Source organism: Deltaproteobacteria bacterium, from assembly GCA_011375175.1.
GTDB lineage: Bacteria > Desulfobacterota > GWC2-55-46 > GWC2-55-46 > DRME01 > DRME01.
Genome location: DRME01000046.1, coordinates 1 through 20,063 on the forward strand (window position 1 = coordinate 1; position 20,063 = coordinate 20,063).

The 20,063-nt window shown below is 64.1% G+C and carries 17 protein-coding genes; all 17 read left to right on the forward strand.

The features are described from left to right. A partial coding sequence (locus ENJ37_03080) for a flagellin FliC (GenBank protein HHL39469.1) occupies positions 1-229 on the forward strand: 229 nt, incomplete at its 5' end. 84 nt (positions 230-313) lie between these two features. Further along, a complete protein-coding gene (locus ENJ37_03085) occupies positions 314-682 on the forward strand; it encodes a flagellar protein FlaG (protein ID HHL39470.1) in 369 nt (122 codons plus the stop codon). Between the two features lie 57 nt (positions 683-739). Beyond that, on the forward strand, positions 740-2,071 hold the full coding sequence (locus tag ENJ37_03090) for a hypothetical protein (GenBank protein ID HHL39471.1): 1,332 nt from the start codon (positions 740-742) through the stop codon (positions 2,069-2,071). A 22-nt stretch (positions 2,072-2,093) separates the two neighbouring features. Continuing rightward, positions 2,094-2,516, forward strand: a complete 423-nt coding sequence (gene fliS, locus ENJ37_03095; protein HHL39472.1) for a flagellar export chaperone FliS — start codon at positions 2,094-2,096, stop codon at positions 2,514-2,516. Beyond that, positions 2,506-2,829 (forward strand): hypothetical protein, encoded by a 324-nt coding sequence (locus ENJ37_03100; GenBank protein HHL39473.1) that lies wholly within the window; start codon positions 2,506-2,508, stop codon positions 2,827-2,829. Before fliS ends, ENJ37_03100 begins: the two co-directional genes overlap by 11 nt. Positions 2,830-3,090: 261 nt before the next feature. After that, positions 3,091-3,693, forward strand: coding sequence for a sigma-54-dependent Fis family transcriptional regulator (locus ENJ37_03105; GenBank protein ID HHL39474.1), 603 nt, complete (start codon positions 3,091-3,093; stop codon positions 3,691-3,693). Between the two features lie 71 nt (positions 3,694-3,764). Continuing rightward, positions 3,765-5,309: a response regulator gene (locus tag ENJ37_03110; GenBank protein ID HHL39475.1), complete on the forward strand. Its 1,545-nt coding sequence runs from the start codon at positions 3,765-3,767 to the stop codon at positions 5,307-5,309. After that, positions 5,306-5,839 (forward strand): PilZ domain-containing protein, encoded by a 534-nt coding sequence (locus tag ENJ37_03115; protein HHL39476.1) that lies wholly within the window; start codon positions 5,306-5,308, stop codon positions 5,837-5,839. Before ENJ37_03110 ends, ENJ37_03115 begins: the two co-directional genes overlap by 4 nt. A 156-nt stretch (positions 5,840-5,995) precedes the next feature. After that, the gene (gene pilB / locus ENJ37_03120) at positions 5,996-7,699 is read left to right on the forward strand and encodes a type IV-A pilus assembly ATPase PilB (GenBank protein HHL39477.1); all 1,704 of its coding nucleotides are present in this window, start codon (positions 5,996-5,998) and stop codon (positions 7,697-7,699) included. 156 nt (positions 7,700-7,855) lie between these two features. Continuing rightward, positions 7,856-9,013 carry a PilT/PilU family type 4a pilus ATPase gene (locus ENJ37_03125; protein ID HHL39478.1) on the forward strand — a complete coding sequence of 386 codons (1,158 nt, stop codon included), beginning with the start codon at positions 7,856-7,858 and terminating at the stop codon, positions 9,011-9,013. A 3-nt stretch (positions 9,014-9,016) separates the two neighbouring features. Next, positions 9,017-10,240, forward strand: coding sequence for a type II secretion system F family protein (locus ENJ37_03130; GenBank protein HHL39479.1), 1,224 nt, complete (start codon positions 9,017-9,019; stop codon positions 10,238-10,240). Positions 10,241-10,276: 36 nt separating this feature from the next. After that, entirely contained in the window at positions 10,277-11,974 is a 1,698-nt protein-coding gene (locus ENJ37_03135; protein HHL39480.1) for a PAS domain S-box protein, read from the forward strand. 26 nt (positions 11,975-12,000) lie between these two features. Further along, the gene (locus ENJ37_03140) at positions 12,001-13,413 is read left to right on the forward strand and encodes a sigma-54-dependent Fis family transcriptional regulator (GenBank protein ID HHL39481.1); all 1,413 of its coding nucleotides are present in this window, start codon (positions 12,001-12,003) and stop codon (positions 13,411-13,413) included. Further along, a complete protein-coding gene (locus ENJ37_03145; protein ID HHL39482.1) occupies positions 13,394-15,700 on the forward strand; it encodes a tetratricopeptide repeat protein in 2,307 nt (768 codons plus the stop codon). Before ENJ37_03140 ends, ENJ37_03145 begins: the two co-directional genes overlap by 20 nt. Before the next feature lie 193 nt (positions 15,701-15,893). After that, positions 15,894-16,292 (forward strand): prepilin-type N-terminal cleavage/methylation domain-containing protein, encoded by a 399-nt coding sequence (locus tag ENJ37_03150; protein HHL39483.1) that lies wholly within the window; start codon positions 15,894-15,896, stop codon positions 16,290-16,292. Between the two features lie 37 nt (positions 16,293-16,329). Then, positions 16,330-18,252, forward strand: a complete 1,923-nt coding sequence (locus ENJ37_03155) for a tetratricopeptide repeat protein (protein ID HHL39484.1) — start codon at positions 16,330-16,332, stop codon at positions 18,250-18,252. Beyond that, on the forward strand, positions 18,249-19,955 hold the full coding sequence (locus ENJ37_03160; protein HHL39485.1) for a hypothetical protein: 1,707 nt from the start codon (positions 18,249-18,251) through the stop codon (positions 19,953-19,955). The genes ENJ37_03155 and ENJ37_03160 overlap by 4 nt, the downstream gene beginning before the upstream one ends. Positions 19,956-20,063: the final 108 nt, after the last annotated feature.

Sequence of the window (20,063 nt, forward strand, 5' to 3'; positions counted from 1 at the left end):
CGCGCGCGCCGTATTCGGCGCCACGACCAACAGGCTCAACGCGGCGCTTGCGAACCTGCAGGTCTCGTTCACCAACTTCCAGGCCGCCGAGTCGCGCATAAGGGACGCCGACTTCGCCTACGAGACGGCGGTCTTCACCAGGAACCAGATACTCGTCCAGGCGGGAACCTCGGTGCTCGCCCAGGCGAACTTCCTCCCACAGGCAGCCTTGAGCCTGCTCGGAGGGTAAAGGTGACAGGGAGGGGACCGGCGCCGGCGCCGGTCCCCTCAGCCGCTCTGCGGCCCGGAGGGCATCTTTACCGGAGGTGACGTAATGAGTATCGACATGGGCATCAAGGAAGTCGCACGTCAGGGCGCGGCAGTCGAGACGCAGGCGCCGGCCGTGAAAAGGGTGCGTGAAGAGAGGAGCGACTTCGTGGGCCTGCTCCGCGACCCCTCGGAGCGTAAAAAGGATATGTCCCTCGACGAGATGGACAAGCTCGCCTCCGACATCCAGATCCAGCTCAAGCGCCTCAACACGGAACTCCGGATAGAAGTTGACAGGGAGTCGAAGACGGTGATAGTCAAGATACTGGAGCCGGAGAGCGGCGAGGTGATCCGCGAGATACCTCCGTCGGAGCTCCTCAAGATACGCGAACGGATGCACGAGCTCATAGGGGTCTTCTACGACAACAGGACGTAAGGATCTTCTCGGCGTCCCGCCTTCAAGGGGAAGCCATCGAGCGGGAAGGTGAATGTCATGAGTATTACCGTAACATCAGGGCTTGTAAGCTCCATAGACTACCAGGCGCTCATAGATCAGCTCGTCTCGGTGAAGCGCCAGCCCATAGACCAGCTCCAGGCCCAGCAGGACACCTACAAGAGCGCAAGCAGCGCCTACGACACGCTCCAGTCCAGGCTCCAGGACCTCAAGAGCGCCGCCGACGACCTCCGTACGGCCGTAGACTTCAAGCTCTTCAAGACGAGTGTCTCCGACTCGACCATCCTCGACGCCACCGCCTCCACCAGCGCCTCGGCGGGCAGCTACAACATCGTCGTCAAGGCCCTGGCCAAGAGCCACAAGATAGCGGCCGACGGCGTGGCCTCGGATACGTCGATCATATCGAGTGTCGCGGGCACCTTCAAGTTCAAGGTCGGAAGCGGCTCGGAGCAGAGCGTCAGCGTAGACACCTCCACCACGCTCACGGACCTTCGCGACGCCATAAACAGCCTCGACGCCGGCGTTACGGCCACCATCGTGAACGACGGCTCCTCAACCAACCCCTATAGGCTCATCCTCACGAGCGACTCCACCGGCGCCTCCAACGCCATTACCATAACGAACAACGACACGGATCTCGTCTTTTCCACCACGTTGCAGCCCGCGCAGGACGCCAACATCACCGTAGACAGTCTCGACATCTACCGCTCGAGCAATACGATCTCCGACGTCATAACGGGCGTCACCCTCGACCTGAACAGCTCCGACTCCACCAAGACCGTCACCCTCACGGTAAACCGCGACGAGGACGAGATAAAGACCAAGATAACGGCCTTCCTCGACAAGTACAACGCCGTGGTAAGCCACATAAGGGCCAACAACCGCTACGACACGGACACCAAGGTGGCCGGCCCCTTCTACGGCGACCCCATAGCCAGGAGCGTGTGGGAGGACCTGCGCAGGATCATGACCTCCGAGGTGAGCGGCCTTCCGTCCACCATGAACAGGCTCATCCACGTGGGGGCCGAGACCGACCTCGAGGGCAAGATGTCGCTTGACAGCTCGACCCTCTCCGACGCGCTCAAGACGAACTTCGACGACGTGGTGAACCTCTTCGTCGACGGCACATCCACCGACGGCTTCGCCTCGCTCATCTACGACATGGTCGACGACATGCTCGACACGGCCGACGGCCGCGTGACGAGAAAACAGAGCGGCCTTGCGACGACCATCGACAACCTGGACGACGAGATACGGGAGAAAGAGGAAGAGCTGGCCGTCTACCAGGAGCAGCTCAGACTCCAGTTCGCCTCGCTCGAAACCCTGCTCTCAGGGCTGCAGGCCCAGGGCAACTTCCTGTCGAGCCTGTAACGCGACAACAAAGGAGGATATAATGGTCCCCACCCAGCAGTACCAGAAAGTCCAGGTCATGACGGCCGACAAGGTGAGACTCATCATCATGCTCTACGAAGGCGTCATGAACTTCAACAAGCGCGCCCAGATGGCCATCGAGGCCGGCGACATCGATCAGCGCAACAAGTGGATCAACAAGTCCATGGCCATAGTGAGCGAGCTCAACGACGCCCTCAACATGGAGGTCGGCGGCGAGGTGGCCTCGAACCTGCGCAGGCTCTACTTCTACGTCATGACGCGGCTTACGGAGGCCAACGTCCGCAACGACGCCGCGCAGCTCGACGTGGTCAACCGGATCATGGGCGAGCTGAAGGCCGGCTGGGAGGGGATCGCCTCGGAGAACTCCGCGGCGCACAGGCAGGAGAAGAGGCCCGACGGGGCGGGCATACACTATGGCGTCTGAAAGGGAGGAGAAGAAGAGGCTCCTTGAGAGGCTCCTCGACATATCGGCCGAGCAGAGGCGCCTGCTCCAGGAGAACAGGCTCGTCGATGTGCTCAGGCGCCAGGAAGAGCGCGACAGGCTCGTGGCGAGGCTCAAGGTGCTTGCGCCCGGCGGACTCGGCGGAGACGACGCCCTCAGGGCCCTTGCCGGTAAGGTGGTGGAGGAGGACAGGAGCCTGGGCGTGAGCATACGGACCTCCATGGACGATATAAGAAGAAAGCTCATGCGCATCTCCGGCGGAGTCAAGGCGGCCAGGGCCTACGGATCGAGGTAGGGGAGGCCGCCTCTTCGCGCCTGAAGCCCTCCGCACCCGCACGTCCCGGCCGCCGCCACCGCGCGGCCCCATCGCCACTCCCTCTCCGCTCCGCCCCCCGGACCCGTGTCCGCCGGAGCCGATGCGGCGGGGAAAAAACGCTAAAGATACCGCCCCCTCGTGACGATAATATGGCGTGCGGCCCGTAGCCAGGCCCCCTGGGACGGGACGGAAGCGATCCGGCGGACGCGGCCGGGACGCCTGCAAGGCGATGGTGACTCAATGGCTGAAGACAAGTTCAGGGTACTCATCACCGAGGACGACGCAAGCCTTCAGGAGCTGCTTGCCGAGGCCGTGAGAAACTGGGGCTACGAGGTAGCCGTCGCCGGTGACGGCGAGGCCGCGCTGGCCGAGCTCAAGCGGGAGAGCTACGACATCGTCGTAACGGACCTGATGATGCCCGGCATGGACGGGCTCCAGCTCCTGCACAAGATAAAGGGCCTGGACCGCGAGATAATGGTCATCATCATAACGGGCTACGCCACGCTGGATACGGCGGTCAAGGCCATAGAGGCGGGGGCCTACGACTACATGGCAAAGCCCTTCAGGCTCGACGAGCTCATGATAGTCATCAAGAACGCCTGCGAGCGGCTTCGGCTCGTAAAGGAGAACCGCGCCCTGCTCGACGAACTGCGCGCCGCCTACGGCGAGATCGCCATGCTCAAGAAAGGCCGCGGCGACGACGGCGCGGCTGCGGCCGCTTCCGCCGCCGGCCTCTCCGCCTCGGACAGGAGCGGCGCCGCCATGAGACAGCGCAAGTACCTCTCGGAGATGGACGAGGACAAGGGCAAGGGCAAGAGGAAAGGTCACCTCGTGGAGGCCTGACCTCGTGCCTCCCCATCGCGCCCGCCGCGACGGCGCTCTGCGCCAAGGCGCGGCAAACCATCTTTTCCGCTATGAACAAACCGCTCAAGATAATGGTCGTGGACGACGAGAGCGCCGTGCGCAACGTCGTGGTGGGACTGCTGGCGCGAAGGGGCTGGCACGTCGACGGCGTGGATAACGCCCGCAAAGGCTTCGAGGAGATAAGGAGGGGCGACTACGACCTCGTCCTCACCGACATAAACATGCCCGGCATAAACGGCATGGAGTTTCTGCGGATGGTCAAGGAGGAGAAGCCCGGATTGCCGGTGATCTTCATCACCGGCTATCCCTCCATCGACCTCGCCGTGGAGGCCATGAAGAAGGGGGCCGCCGACTTCCTGGCCAAGCCTTTCAAGGCCGAGCAACTGGAGATAACGGTCAGGAAGGCCGTCGACGCCGCCAGGGATTCGGGCGACGGCGCCGATGCGGCGGCAGGCGGGCGGACCGTGGAGCCGCGGGGCGATACGAGCCGCCACAGGCTCGAGGACAAGATAAAGGAGCTCTCCATCCTCCATACCATAAGCGAGATGCTCGACGACGTGAGCACCAAGGAGGACATCTTCAAGATGTCCATGGACCTTGCGCTCATCATCTCGGGCGCCGAGCGCTCCTTCATAATGATCTACGAGAAGAGGCAGCGGGAGTTCGTCGTCAGGGCCGCGACGGGATACGACGGGCCGGAGCCGACGGGCATGGTCTTCTCGGCGGCGCAGGGCCCCCTCGGCGGCCTCGTTGACGGCAAGCGCCACATCTACGTCGACGCCGGGACGGTGCTCGACCCCCTGCTCTCCAGGGCCGGCGGCTCGGCGAAGGACGAAGCGCTCTTTGTCATGACCATGCTCATAAACAAGGAGGTCGTGGCCGCCCTGGGACTCACCGGAATGGACCGCACCCGCCGCTTCACGGACGACGAGATGACGCTCCTGCAGAACCTCGTCGGAAAGGTGGCCCTCAAGCTCGAGAACCTCGCGCTCACCGAGAACATCTACGCCAGCATCCTCTCGACGGTCCACGTGCTCATAAACGCCCTCGACGCCCGCGACACCTATACGAAGGAGCACTCCAACAGGGTGACGAGCTACGCCCTGGAGATAGCCAGCGGCTACGGCGTCGATCAGGACACGCTCGACTGCATAAGCTTCGCAGGCCCCCTGCACGATATCGGAAAGATAGGCGTGCGCGACTCGGTGCTCCTCAAGGAAGGCCCCTTCCTGCCTGACGAGAAGGAGACGATGAAGAGTCACGTCCTCAGGGGCGAGGAGATACTCAAGCCGCTCAACCTCCTCGACTCGGAAAAGGCCGTGGTCCTCCACCACCACGAGCACTACAACGGCAACGGCTACCCCATGGGCCTGCGGGGAGACGAGATACCGATTGCGGCCCGCATATTCAGCGTGGCCGACACCTTCGACGCCATGACCTCCACAAGGCCCTACCGCAAGGCGCTCAAGGCGTCGGTGGCCAGGGCCGAGATAATCCGCTGCGCCGGCACACAGTTCGATCCCCTCGTCGTCGAGGCGTTCCTGGAGACCGAGTTCCTGCGCCACTTCGACGACAGGCCTCGAAAGGACGGTTGAGGCAGATGAGGGACAGGCGCGAAAGGGAGTTCGTCAGGGTCGACGAGAGCGTGCCTTTCTACTTCTCCCCCTGGGAACGGGAAGAGTCGGAGCGGGGCCCCCTCGACACGGAACACCTCTTCAACGAGCTCGAGCCGCGCGATGACGGGGACCCCAAGCTCTACGAGCTGCTCTTCACCATAAACCAGAAGCTCGACGCCGTCATAAATCACCTCGTCGGCACCGGCGGCTTCAACCTCCCCGAGGCGCGCGACGTCAACATAAGCGGCGGCGGGGCGAGGTTCGTCTGCCAGGAGCGTTTCGAGGTGGGCGACTTCCTGGCGTTGAAGTTCTTCCTGCCCACCCATCCCAACCTCGTCACCGTGAAGTCGAGGGTCGTCAGGGTCGATCCCGCCGAGGACGGCTACCTCACCGCCGTGGAGTACGAGGACCTCGACGAGACCGTCAGGGAGAGGATCATACGCTTCGTGTTCGCCTGCCAGCGCCTGGACCTCAGGCACCGCAAGGAGCACGGTGACGAAGGAAAGTAGGCGGCCTCGGACGCCAGGGGCCGGAGCGGCCCCGAAGGCGCCAAGGTCCCAATCGGGACCTCCTCTCCGCCCTCCGGCCGCCTTGACAGCGTTGGAGAACTCATATAACATTGAAAGGTGGAGCGACAATTTTTGTCACCTCAGGGCCGAGGCACGATGACTGACCGGATCGGAGAGCTTTTAGTCAGGGCTGGGCTCATAACCCAGGAGCAGCTTGAAAAGGGTCTGGCCGAGCAGAAGCACGGCGGCGGAAGGCTCGGTTACAACCTCATCAAGCTCGGTTTCATAACGGAGAACGACCTCACCACCTTCCTGAGCAAGCAGTACGGCATCCCCAAGGTGGACATATCGGAGCTGGAGATAGACGCCGAGGTGGTGAAGCTCATCCCCGAAGACGTCTGCAAGAAGTACCAGCTCCTTCCCATCGAGCGCAAGGGCTCCACCATCGTGGTGGCCATGGCCGACCCTTCCAACGTCTTCGCCATCGACGACATCAAGTTTCTCACGGGCTACAACGTGGAGAGCGTGGTGGCCGCCGAGGGGGGCATCAAGGAGGCCCTGGAGAAGGCCTACGACACCGAGGAACTGGAGCTCGACCTCGGCGACGTGCTCACCGAGTTCGACGATGACGAGATGGAGATCGTCCAGGAAGAGGAAGACGTCGACATAACGGACCTGAAGAAGGCCGTCGAGGACGCCCCGGTCGTAAAACTCGTCAACCTCATCCTCACCGACGCCATAAAGAAGAACGCAAGCGACATCCACATCGAGCCCTACGAAAAGGCCTTCCGCGTCCGCTACCGCGTGGACGGCGTTTTGCAGGAGGTCATGCGCCCTCCCATGAAGCTCAAAAACGCCATCGTCTCGCGCATAAAGATAATGAGCCAGCTCGACATAGCGGAGCGGCGCCTGCCCCAGGACGGCCGCATAAAGCTCAAGCTCTCGAAGAGCAAGGAGATGGACTACCGTGTTTCGGTCCTTCCCACTCTCTTCGGCGAAAAGGTCTGCCTGAGGCTTCTGGACAAGAGCAACCTCCAGCTCGACATGACCAAGCTGGGCTTCGAGCAGAAGGCCCTCGACGACTTCATGTCGGCCATCCACAAGCCCTGGGGCATAGTGCTCGTCACGGGGCCCACGGGGAGCGGCAAGACGACTACACTCTATTCGGCCCTCTCTGAGCTCAACAAGGTGAGCGAGAACATATCGACCGCCGAGGACCCGGTGGAGTTCAACCTCATGGGCATAAACCAGGTGCAGATGCACGACGACATAGGGCTGAACTTCGCCGCCGCCCTGCGAAGCTTCCTGCGCCAGGACCCCGACGTCATAATGGTGGGCGAGATACGCGACTACGAGACCGCCGAGATAGCCATCAAGGCGGCCCTTACCGGGCACCTGGTCCTCTCCACGCTCCACACAAACGACGCCCCATCCACGGTCAACAGGCTCCTCAACATGGGCATAGAGCCGTTTCTCGTCTCGTCGGCCACGAACCTCATCCTGGCCCAGAGGCTTGCGCGCAAGATATGCGGCGAGTGCAAGGAGGAGGTGGACATACCGGTGAGCGCCCTCGTGGACCTGGGGGTGCCGGAGGCCGAGGCGAAGGCGATGAAGGTCTACGCGGGCAAGGGGTGCGCCGTGTGCAACGGAACGGGCTACAAGGGACGCATAGCCCTCTACGAAGTGATGCCCTTCACGGAGAAATTGAAGGAGGCGGTCCTCAACGGCGCCTCGGCGGCCGAGATAAAGCGCACGGCCATAGACGAGGGTATGAAGACGCTGCGCATGAGCGGCATAACCAAGGTCGCCGAAGGGGTCACGACCATCGAGGAGGTGCTGCGGGTGACCATGGCCGACTGAGGCCGGCCCCTTCGGGGATGCTCAGGATTTGTTGTGCCGGGGGAGCCTTCCTGAATGAGGCTCACGCAGCCGCATTGCCCCGGTGAAACAAGCCGGAGTCTACTTGAGGTCTCCTTGAGGGACGCGGAGCCCCACGGCGGGGCGGGGAGTGAAAAGATGGCGGAAGAGAGCGGTCAGAAACTCGGTCTCCAGGAGCTCTTGAAGGTGATGGTCGACAAGGGGGGCTCGGACCTCCACATCGCCGCCGGTTCGCCGCCGAGGATGAGGCTCCACGGCAAGCTCAAGCCCATGAGCGTCAACCCCCTGACCGGCACCGACACGAGGCGTCTCTGCTACTCGGTCCTCACCGATTCGCAGAAACACAAGTTCGAGGAGGAGAACGAGCTCGACTTCTCCTTCGGCCTCAAGGGGCTGAGCCGTTTCAGGGGCAACCTCTTCATCCAGCGCGGCACGGTGGCGGGTGTTTTCCGCGCCATACCGTTCAAGATCAAGACCTTCCAGGATCTCGGACTGCCGCCCGTGGTGAGCGAGCTCGTCAAAAAACCCCGCGGCCTCATCCTCGTGACCGGCCCCACGGGCAGCGGAAAGTCCACGACACTCGCCTCCATGGTCGACTGGATAAACCAGGAGCGCGAGGACCACATAATAACCATCGAGGACCCCATCGAGTACCTCCACGTATCGAAGACCTCGCTCGTGAACCAGCGCGAGGTGGGCTCGGACACCCATGCCTTCAAGAAGGCCCTCAAGTACGTGCTTCGCCAGGACCCCGACGTGGTGCTGCTCGGCGAGCTGCGCGACATGGAGACCATCGAGACGGCGCTGACCATAGCCGAGACCGGTCACCTCTGTTTCGCCACCCTCCACACCAACTCCTGCGTCCAGACCATAAACAGGATAATCGACGTCTTTCCATCGCACCAGCAGCCCCAGATCCGCGCCCAGCTCTCCTTCGTGCTCGAGGGCGTGCTCTCGCAGCTTCTCGTCATAAGGGCCGACGGCAAGGGCCGGGTCCTCGCCATGGAGGTCATGGTCCCCAACTCGGCCATAAGAAACCTCATAAGGGAGGACAAGATACACCAGGTGTACTCGCAGATGCAGGTCGGCCAGGCCAAGTTCGGGATGCAGACGATGAACCAGAGCCTGATGACGCTCTTTTCCAAGAGGCTCATAACGGCCGAGGACGCCCTTGGCCGCAGCTCCGAGCCCGACGAGCTGCGCCAGATGATGGTCAACGCCGGGCTCCTGAGGGGAGGCGGGGCGTCGGGGGACCGGCAGCGCCCCGGTGGAATGGGCGGCGCAAGGACGCTTTGAGCCATGCCTACCTTTGTCTACACGGGCAAGTCCTCGACGGGCGAGGTGAAGAAGGGGGAGATATCGGCCGCCAGCATCGCGCAGGCCACGGCCGCGCTGCGGCGCCAGCAGATAATCCCCACCTCGCTCACCGAGAAGAAGAGCGGGCTTGCGGCCCTGAGCGAGATAAAACTGCCCGGCATGACGAGGAAGGTCACGACCAAGGAGATCGTGGTCTTCACGCGCCAGTTCGCCACCATGATAGACGCGGGGCTCCCGCTCGTCCAGTGTCTCGAGATACTGTCCGATCAGCAGGAGAACCCGGAGTTCAAGAAGGTGCTGCTCGACGTGAAGGGGAGTGTAGAGGGGGGCACCACCTTCGCCGACGCCCTGGGCAAGCACCCCAAGGTCTTCGACCAGCTCTTCGTCAACCTCGTCGCCGCCGGCGAGGTGGGCGGCATCCTCGACACCATACTCAACCGGCTGTCGAGCTTCATGGAGAAGAGCGAGAAGCTCAAGGGCGAGATCAAGGGCGCGCTCACCTACCCGGTGGTCGTCATCATCATCGCCTGCCTCGTCGTCTCCGGCCTCCTCATATGGGTCGTGCCCATCTTCGAGGACATGTTCGCCGGCTTCGGCAAGGCCCTGCCGGCCCCGACCCAGGTGGTCGTCAACATGAGCGACTTCCTGCAGTCGAGCTGGCACATGATACTCGGCGGACTCGCCGTCGTCGTGGTCGGCATAAGGCAGGCCTACAAGACCGAAAGGGGCAGGCAGGCGCTCGACGCCCTGGTGCTCAAGCTGCCGGTCTTCGGGGACCTGCTGCGCAAGACCGCCGTTGCGAGGTTCACCAGGACGCTGGGCACCATGATGTCCAGCGGCGTGCCCATCCTCGAGGGCCTCGAGATAGTGGCCAAGACGGCCGGCAACGTGGTCATAGAGGATGCGGTCATGAAGGCGCGGGCCTCGTTGAGCGAAGGAAAGACGCTGGCCGAGCCGCTGGGCGAGACCAAGGTCTTCCCCGGCATGGTCATCCAGATGATAGCCGTGGGCGAGAGCACCGGCGCCATGGACGCCATGCTCGGCAAGATAGCCGACTTCTACGAGGACGAGGTCGACGCCGCCGTCAAGGCCCTGACCTCGCTCATAGAGCCACTGCTCATGGCCTTTCTCGGTATCGTCGTGGGCGGGCTCGTCATAGCGCTCTATCTTCCCATATTCCAGCTCGCCGGAGCGGCCGGCGGATGACGGCGCTCTCCTCGCCGGCGCGGTCCTGAACCGGATATGAGCGAAAGCAAGGAAACGAGAGTCCTGCGGCGAAGGCTCCTGGCCATGATGGTCTTCAGGGTCGCCGTGGCCTTCGTCTTCCTCGGCGTGACCGTCTGGTTCCAGATGCGCCTGGGCCAGAGCGCCCAGCCCAACTTCTACCCCCTCTATTCGGTCGTGTCGGCCATAGGCGTGCTCACCATCCTCTACGCCCTGAGCCTGGCATGGGTCGCCAACCTCAAGTTCTTCACCTTCATCCAGGTGACGGTGGACGTATTCCTCGTCACCGTCATAGTCTTCGTCACCGGCGGCATAGAGAGCTACCTGCCCATGCTCTACACGCTGGCCGTCATCGGCGGGGCCATACTGCTCGGCATGCGCGGCGGCTTCTACGCGGCCTCGCTCGCCTCCATGGCCTTCGGCGCCGTCATCCTCCTCGACTTCTACGAGCTGCTTCCCGAGTGGTACAAGGTCCTCTGGTCGCCGGCGCAGCCTTCGTGGGGCAACGTGGCCACCACCTACACGACCAACGTCATCGCCTACTTCACGGTGGCCTACCTCTCGGGCTATCTGGCCGAGAGCACGGCGAGGGTGGAGCGCGAGCTCGTGGAAAAGGAGATAGACTACGAGAGGCTCGAGGCCCTCAACCGCCGCATAGTGGAGAACATCACAAGCGGCATAATGACGCTCGACGAGCAGGGCAGGATAACGTCCTTCAACAACGCGGCCGTGGCCGCCACGGGACTCGAGCTGCGCGCCGTCTACTACCGTCACGTGAGCGAGGTCTTTCCCGGCCTCCTATCGGGCGAGGACGGCGCACCCATAGTGTCGGGCAGGACCGAAAAGACCTTCTGTCTCGGCGACGGCGTGGAGCGCTACCTGGGCTTCAACATATCCCCCGGTCCAGGCGACGAGGTGAGCAAGATCATCATCTTCCAGGACCTCACCAAGCTCAAGGCCCTGGAGGAACAGCTTCGCAGGGCCGACCGCCTCAAGGCCCTCGGCGAGCTCTCGGCCGCCATAGCACACGAGATACGCAACCCCCTGGCGTCCATAAGCGGCTCGATCCAGGTGCTCAGGGAAGAGCTGGACCTGACCTCCGACGACGCCCATCTCATGGAGATAGTGCTGCGCGAGACCGAGCGTCTCAACAGCCTCATAACCGACTTCCTCCTCTTCGCCAGGCCCGTGCACTGCAGGAAAGAGGAGGTCGACATCTGCGAGGTCGTCGGCGAGACCATCGATGTCTTCCGCAACAGCCCCGACGCAAGACACATCGACATCCGCTCCAGCGTCTGCCGCAACCTCAGGGTGCGGGGCGACACCCGCCAGATAAGCCAGGTCTTCTGGAACCTCCTCGTCAACGCCGCCCAGGCCGTGGAGGGCGAGGGCGTCGTCGAGGTCTCGGCCCGCGCCGTCACCGCCGGAGGCCGGGAGGCCGCGGTTGCGGCGGGAGATGGGCGCGCGCCGTCCGGTTTCGTCGAGATATCCATAAGGGACACGGGCAGGGGGATGTCGGCGGAGACGGCGGAGAGCATATTCGACCCCTTCTTCTCCACCAAGGACGGGGGCACGGGGCTCGGGCTCGCCATAGTCCACCGGATCGTGGAGAGTCACGGCGGGACCATAGACGTAGCGAGCACGCCCGGCGAGGGGACGGAATTCAAGGTGAGGTTCCCCCTTGTCGAAGAGTATGTCAGTTCGTCGGTCGCCTGAAGGGGACCGGCGCGGGGAAGATGCATATGCCGAAGGAGAGGATCATAGTCGTCGACGACGAGAAGAGCATGCGCGACTTTCTGGAGATCATGCTCAAGAAGGAAGGCTACGAGGTGAGGACCTTCGACTCCGGCGCCGCCGCCCTCGACCACTTCCGCACCCGCCGCGCCGACGTGGTCATAACGGATCTCAAGATGCCCGGCATGAGCGGCGTGGAGCTGCTCAAGGGCCTCAAGGAGCTCGACCCACAGGTGCTGGTCATCATGATAACGGCCTACGCGTCGGTGGACAACGCCATAGAGGCCATGAAGTCCGGCGCCTACGACTACTTCACCAAGCCCTTCAACGTGGACGAGATAAAGCTTCTCATCGACAAGGCCCTGCGCTACCGCGACCTCGAAAAGGAAAACAGGCTCCTCAAAAAGGACTTGAAGGAGCGTTTCGGCTTTGCCAGCATGGTCGGCACGAGCCCGAGGATGAAGGACGTCTACAGCCTCATAACGAGCGTTGCGCCCACAAAGACCAACGTCTTCATAACGGGCGAGAGCGGCACGGGCAAGGAGCTTGCGGCCAGGGCCATACACTACGAGAGCCCGCGGCGCGACAAGCCCTTTGTCGCCGTCAACTGCGGCGCCATACCGGAGAACCTCCTCGAAAGCGAGCTCTTCGGCCACCAGAAGGGGGCCTTCACCGGCGCCGCGGCCAACAAGCCGGGGCTTGCCGAGATGGCCGACGGCGGCACGCTCTTCCTCGACGAGGTGACGGAGCTGCCGCTGCACCTGCAGGTGAAGCTGCTGCGCTTCATCCAGGAGCGGGTGGTGCGGCGGGTGGGCGGCACCGAGGACATAGCCGTCGATATCCGGGTCATCTCGGCGTCCAACAGGGACCCTGCAAGGGAGGTCGCCGAGGGCCGTTTCCGCCAGGACCTCTACTACAGGCTCAACGTCATAACGGTCAACATGCCGCCGCTTCGCGAGCGCAGGGAGGACATACCGCTGCTCGCCCGCCACTTCGTCGACAAGTACGCCCGCGAACTGGACAAGGCCGTGACCGGCATAAGCGAGGAGGCCCTGGAGCTGCTCTCCCGTCACGACTACGCCGGCAACGTGCGCGAGCTCGAGAACATCATCGAGCGGGCCGTGGCGCTGGAGACGGGCGGGAGCGTCACGGCGGCGAGCCTTCCCCCTTCGCTGCGCGAGGAAGGCGCTGCGCGGGGGCGGGCCGTGCCGGGGAGGGCATCGGCCGCTCCCGGCGCGGCCATAGAGATACCGCCCGGCGGCATCGACCTGGAGAAGATCGTCTCGGACTTCGAGAAGACCATCGTCATGGAGGCTCTCGAGAAGGCCGGCGGCGTGAAGAAGAAGGCCGCCGAGCTGCTGGGCCTGAGCTTCAGGGCCATGCGCTACAAGCTGAGCAAGTATGAAGACAAGGGCCACTGAGCGGCGCGCCTTCATCGAGGGGGTCCTCCTCCTCGCCCTCCTCTTCTTCACGGTCCTCGGGGCCTTTCAGAAACAGCGCTGGGACAGCGACATCTTCTGGGCCCTCCGAAGCGGCGAGTGGATAGTCTCTCACCTCGAGGTCCCGGCCGCCGACCCCTTCTCCTCCACCTTCGGCGGCCGTCCGTGGATCGACTTCACCTGGGGCTTCCAGGTCCTCGCCCACTTCTTCTACAACTATCTCGGTGGATGGACGGGGCTCTTCATCCTCCAGTCGCTCGTGACCGCGGCCACCTTCCTCGTCGTCTACGCCAACGTGCGCATCCTTTCCGAGGGCGCCGGTCCCGGCCGGGGGCTCTTCGTCATGGCCCTCCTCTATGTCGTCTTTCTCGGCTCGGGAGACCGGTTCTTCATACGGCCCCACATCTTCTCCTACCTCTTCATATCCACGTGGTTTCTCGTATACACCCTCTACGAGGAGCGCGGCCGAAAGCGCATCCTCTACCTCCTGCCGGCGCTCGAGGTCCTGTGGGTCAACATCCACTCAAGCTTCATCCTCGGCGTCTTCATAGCCGGCGCATACGCCCTGGGCCGGGCGCTCGACAACATGAGGCGCGGCGGGCCCGGGAAGGTCCTTGACGGCCTCGGCCCGTACGTCGCCGCCGCAGCGGCGCTGCCGGCGGCGGCCCTCATCAATCCCTACGGCATCGAGCTCGTAATCTTCCCCTTCGTCCACCAGAGCCCGGACAACGCCGACGCCCTGCGTCACATCGCCGAGTGGTCCGCCTTCCCTCTCAAGCAGCTCCTCTTTCTCTACCCCCTTCCCCTCAACTACTTCGCCTTCAAGCTCCTCTTCTACCTGACGCTTGCCTCCCTGGCGCTCAACTTCGCAAGGCTCAGGACGAGGGACCTGCTGCTTGCCGCCGCCGCCTTCTACATGGCCGTCACCCACGTGCGCTTCATCGCCCAGTACGCCTTCTTCGCGGCCCCGGTCATAGCCTCCAACATGGGGCGCTTTCTCGACGGCCGCGCCGCCGCGCGCCGCCGCACGGAGATCGGTTCGGCCGTCGCGGCGGCGGCGCTCCTCGCCTTCTTCGTCATCGACCTCCTGTGGCTCAAGGACGGAAGCGACTTCGGCCTCGGCGTGAAGCCCGAAAAATACCCCGTCGGCACGGTGGCCTTCATCAAGGAACGGCGCCTTCGGGGAAAGATATTCAACGAGTACATCTACGGCGGCTACCTCGCCTTCGAGACCTGGCCCCACGTAAAGCCCTTCATCGACGGCAGGACGCCGACGGTCTACTCGCCGTACTTTTTCTGGACGACCAGGCTCGCCGACGACGAGGGCCGGTGGAGAAGGCTCGTCGGCGAGCACGGCGTGGAGATGGCCCTCGTCAAGCTCGACGGCGCGCTCTGTGCGCGACTGCGCGACGACGCGGGGTGGAAGGCCGTGAGCTTCGACGACACGGCGGCGCTCTTCGTGCGCGACGTGGAGAAGTTCCGGTCCGTCATAGAGGAGTGGGGCATCGAGCGGCTCAATCCCTGCAGGGACGAAGCGAGCTACAGGCTGCCCGACGACGCCGACGAGCTCGAGGCCATGCGAAGGGAGGCGGCAAGGCACGCCGCCAGGAGCGCCGGCGTGGCGGCAAGACCCGCAAGGCTGCTGGGGCTTGTGGAGACCGCCATCGGAGGCAGCCGCATCGAGGAGGCGATCCGCTCCCTGGAGAGCGCCCTGAAGGTCGTCGACAGCGCCGAGATCCGCTTCGACCTCGGCATGGCGCTGCTCAAGGCGGGCAGGAGAGAGGCCGCCGCAGCGGCCTTCAGGGAGGTCCTGCGCCGGGACAGCGACTTCAAGGACGCCTACCTGAGGCTCGGCCTCATCGAGCACGAGCGGGACGAACACGAGCGCGCCCTCGACTACCTCGACCGCTACCTGGAGCTCGCCGCGGACGATGCGGTCCACGAGGCTTACCTGGCCAGGGGACTTTCGTGCTTCACCCTCTCGCGGTACCGCTGCGCCGTCGAGGCCTTCAAGCGCGCCGCCTTCACCACCGACGACCCCGGCGAGATGGCCAACATCTATTACCGCACGGCCAACTCCCTCCTCGAACTCCGCAGGGACCGGGAGGCCGCCGACTACTACAGGAGGGCCCTCGCCGTCTCGCCGGACTACGAGGCCGTCCTCCGCGAGCTTGCCCTGAGACTGCGTGAGCTGGGCAGGACCGGCGCCGCCCGCATGGTCGCGGCTCTGCTCGCCGCACCGGGGGCCCCTCCAGGCCCCCCGTTGTGACAGGTTTTGTCACTCGTTGACGAAAAATGTCACCCCAGGGTCTCTTTTTCGCCGCCTCTCTTTCTCATCTGCTCGAATCTAAAGGCTTTCTACATTTGGCACGGTCATTGCAATATATCATGGTCAAACAGCGTTGTCGCCCGATTATTGTTGAAAAGGACCGGCAAAAGGAAGCGAAAGGAGGAGGGATATGATGTTCGAAAGGTTCAGGATCAACAGGGAGGAAGGTTTCACCCTGGTCGAGCTGCTCATCGTCGTGGCCATCATCGCCATCCTGGCGGCCATCGCCATCCCGCAGTTCACCATGTACAGGCTCAGGGGCTACAAGTCGGAGCTCGACAGCGACGCCAAGAACGTCTACACGGCGGCCCAGGCCTACCTGACCGACAACCCCACCGGCACGGTAAACACACTGGCCATACTCCAGAACAGCGGCTACCAGAAGTCGACTAACGTATCCTTCGTCGACGGCTCCATGACGCTGAGCGCCGGAAACATCGAGATATATAGCACGGCCCTCAACGCCTCGGCGAAGGACAACAACGCCGTCATCTTCTACAACGGCAGGATAGAGTTCGCCAACACGCCGTAAGGCACGGCGCCGCGGCCGAGGACCCCGTTCGGCGGCCATGGGGTCTGCGAGAGGGAGGGGCTTGAGCGAGTCCCTCCCTTTTTCGTTGCCGGCCCCTTCCCATCCATCTCCCCCCGCGCGGCGCTCCTGCGTGGGGGCGCTTTCTTGCAGGCCCATGATCAAGATAGACGAAACCCGCATAAGGCCCCGTATCTTTCCTCTCCTGCTCGTCCCCCTGGGCCTTCTCGTCTATCTGAAGGCCCTTCAGGCGCCTTTCGTCTACGACGACAGGATGTACATAACCGACAACCCGGCCATCCGTTCGCTCGGCGGCTTCGCCGAGCTCTCCGGCACACGCTACATCGGTTTTCTGAGTTTCGCCGTAAACTACGCCCTCTCCGGGCTCACGGCCTTCGACTTCCACCTGACGAACATCGTCATCCATATCGTCAACGCCGTACTCGTCTATCTCCTCGTGGAGGCGATCTTCCGCACCCCGGCCATGAGGGGCCGCGGCGGCGTGGTGGAGGCGGACGCCGGCGCCGCGGCCGCCGCCTTCGTATCCCTCTTGTTCCTGACCCATCCGGTCCAGACCCAGGCCGTGAGCTACGTGAGCCAGAGGTTCACCTCCCTTGCGGCGCTCTTCTACCTCGGCTCGATCCTCCTGTACCTGCGCGGGCGGCTGCTCTTCGAGGCGGGGGCGCAGCGGCGGGCCTGGCTCGCCTGCGGCGTATCGCTCGCGGCGGCGCTGGCGGCCATGAAGACAAAGGAGATAAGCTTTACACTGCCCTTTGCGGCCGCCATGGTGGAGTTCCTCTTCTTTCCGGGCCGGAGGGAGGGTACGGCCGGGCCGCGGCCGCGGCTTATGCTGCTGCCCCATTTTGCGCTCCTGCCGGTCATTCCCCTCACGCTCCTTGCGGGAGGCAGCGCCGGAGGGGATGTGGCCGTGGAGCTTCGAAGGCTCCAGCTCACCGAGGCGGCCACACTTTCGCGGGGGCTGTATCTCCTCACCGAGCTGAGCGTCGTCGTCACGTACCTGAGGCTGCTCTTCTTTCCCGTAAACCAGCACATAGACTACGACTACCCCATCTCGCGCTCTCTCCTTGAGCCAGCCACGCTCGCTTCGCTGCTGCTGCTGAGTGCGCTTGCCGCCTCGGCCCTCCTTGCGCTGCTGCGCTCACGGCGCGGGAAGGCCGGGCCGCCCGCCCTCCTCTACGCCTTCGGCGTATTCTGGTTCTTCCTCACGCTCGCCGTCGAGTCGTCGGTCGTACCCATACAGGACGTCATATTCGAGCACAGGGTCTACCTGCCGAGCGTTGGGGCCGTAGCGGCCTTTGCCGGTGTCCTGCTGGGGGCGCACCGGCTGTTGCGCTTCAGGGGCCTGCTGTTGAAGACCGCCGCGCCGGTCTTTCTCGTCGCCACGGCCGTGGTGCTCGCCGTGCCGCTGTCGGCGGCGACGTGGAAGCGCAACACCCTGTGGTGCGACGAGGTGGCCCTCATCTCCGACGCCATAGGGAAGTCGCCGGGCAAGGCGCGTCTCTACTATGCGAGGGGGCTTGCCTTCCTTGACAGGGGGATGGCCGAAGCGGCCCTCTCCGACTTCGACCGCGCCGCGGCCCTCGGGCTTGACGCCGCGGACCTCTACAACAACCGGGCCATAGCAAGGGCTGGCGTGGGCGAGATCGAGGGGGCGCTCGACGACTTCTCCAGGGCCGTGGAAAGGGACCCCGGCCTTGCCAGGGCCCGCTTCAACAGGGCGCTCACGCTGGCAAGGCTCGGCCGCGGCGGCGAGGCCCTGGCGGAGCTCGCCCGCTACATAAGGCTCACGGACCCGGCGACGGCCCGCGCCTCGCTCACGGCGCGGGAGGTGAGAAGGGATGTATCGGCGCTTGCCGCCGAGTGCTCGGCTGTCGACAAGGAGGGCTGCGCCGAACTGACGGCCCTCCTGGGCGCCGGCGGCGTTGGAGGCGGCAGGCCGTGAGCGCCGGGGGGGGAGGGGCCGGCGGCCGCCGTATCGGGCAGGCAGCCACGGCTGCGCTCGTCGTTGTCACCGCCCTCGTCAGCCTCCAGCTCGTCGATACGCGTTTCACCTACATGAGCTGGGCGGACCACGGACAGTACCTGATCCTCGCCAAGGCGCTGGCCACGGGCCGCGGCTACAGCGACATACACATGCCCGGCGCGCCGCCCCACACGCAGCTGCCTCCCCTTCTGCCCCTCGTGCTGAGCCCGGTCTACCACCTCCTCGGCTTCAACTTCCTGGCCATGAGGCTTGTGATAATCGCTTTCGGCGTGGGGGCCGTGGCGGCGGTGAAGCGGATCTTCGACCGTCTCGGCGCCCCGCCCCTGGGGGCGCTGACGGCGCTTCTGGTGGTCACCAACCTCAACGTCCTCATGTACATGGGGGAGCTTCTCACCGAGATACCGTACCTCTTTTTTTCCATGACGGCGCTGCTGCTGCTCGAAGGCGGCGCGGCCCGGGGAGGCCCCGCCGGCCGCCAGCGCATCGCCGCGGCCGCCGTCCTTGCGGCCGCGGCCTGCCTTACCCGCTCCATCGGCGCGGCACTCGTCGCCGGCTCGGCGGCGGCGGGGGCCGCGGCGGCGCTCGGGGCCCGTCCCGGAGCAAGGCGCGCCGTCATCGCAGACACGACCCTCTTCGTCGTCGTCTCGACACTGCCCTTCCTCGCCTGGACGGCGAGGAACTCTCTCATGGATCGGGGGGTGGCCAGCTACCAGTCCATATTCTTCTGCGTCGACTACTACGACCTCGACAAGGGGACCATAGGCGTTGCCGACCTGGCGGCCCGCGTTGCGGACAACGCCGTCTTCTACATGGAGGCCCTGCCCAGGGCCTTTGTCATAGATCACCCCTGGCGCTCCGTCATATGGGCGGCCGCCCTCTTCCTGGCCCTCTTCGTCGCCGCCGGTCTCGTCAGCGACCTGGTCTCAAGGCGCGGCGCCAAGGACTTCTACTTCCTCTTCTACTGCGCCTTTCTCGCCGTCTGGCCCGTCTCCGGCGTCGTCGACGCCATGCGCTACCTCGTGCCCGTCATACCTCTTCTGTACTGGTACTTCATCGGCGGCTCGCTTGCCGTCGCCGACGCCCTGAAAGGCCGCTTTGCCGCTACGCGGACCGTGAGGGCGACGCCCTTTGTGGCCGCCGTGGCGGCCGCTTTCCTCATGATAAACGTCTACCAGTCGAGCCACCTCTTCTCGCCCCTGCGGGCGGCCGGGAAGCTTGCACGCTCGGCGTCGCTTCTGGCCGGCGAGCTCGCAACCCGCAGGGAGAGGATGGGGATCGAGGACGTGGCCGTGCGGTCGCCGTCGGGGGCGCTCCGCTGCTACGACAGCTACTTCTCCCTCGCCGCCTCGCTCGACGGCCTCGTCCCGGCCGATGGCGTTATCCTCACGAGAAAGCCGGAACTCGTCTCGCTCCTGTCGGGGCGGCTCGCCGTGCGCTATCCCTTTACACGCCGGGCCGAACTCTTCGACGACTTCGTGGAGCGCGCCTCGGTGACCCACATCCTCGTCGACGGCTGCTACAAGGGCACGCGGCGCTTTGTCTATCCCTTCCTCGCAAGAGAGCGCCGCAGACTCGAACTGTTGCGAAGCGACGATAGCGGCGCCGCACTCATACGCCTGAAACACCGTGACACCGCCAAAAGTGTTGACACCAACGGTTAGCAAACGTATACTATAATATTTGACGTGTCTTATTACACTGAGGGAACCTTTTTGTAAAAAGGTTCCCTCAGACTCCCTCCAAAAACTTTTAACGCCCTGCGGATCACC